At 29.6% G+C, this 551-nt stretch carries 1 protein-coding gene; it reads right to left on the bottom strand.

What is annotated here, in order from left to right:
• Nucleotides 1–358 (bottom strand): hypothetical protein (locus tag AC1DTM_RS31105; RefSeq protein WP_477001776.1); only part of this gene is annotated, 358 nt, incomplete at its 3' end.
• Between the last annotated feature and the right edge of the window lie 193 nt (nt 359–551).

Below are 551 nucleotides of genomic sequence, written 5' to 3'. Positions count from 1 at the left end.
TTACTAACATATTTACCATAAACGCTAATACAGAACCAAGAGCTCCCATATTTGCAAATAAGCTACCCATTAGTAAACCACCAAGACCACCTAGTAATAAACCTTTCATAAAGCCACCTTTATTACTTTTTGGTGCTGTGTTTGTTGCTTTTGTTTTTGAATCTGTTGTCGTTTTTTGTGAATTTACATTAGAATCTTTTTTGTTTAAATCAACTTTTGAATTTTGACCAGAACTTGGTGTATATGATTTTTTACCAGATTTGTAACTTTTCGCTTCCGCGTGATTTACGAACATAAAGCTACTAGCCCCAAAGATAACCATGAATGCTGTCATTACTGCTACAAGTTTTTTCAACATATTATATCCATTCTCCTTTTATATAGATATATGTGAAATCTACCTTTCTTTTAAAACAAGAATGATAGATTTATTTTAAAACCTTTTTAAAGGTTCTTATGAACTCATTATATGAACTTTTGTCGAAATATGCAAGTATTATTTACTATCGACAATAATTCCATAACAAAGGAAAAATTAAGAAAAACGGAAT

It is taken from the genome of Bacillus sp. P4_D3 (assembly GCF_056401855.1).
Note: the sequence above shows the minus strand (reverse complement) of the source record. Positions and strands in the feature narration are given on the sequence as shown.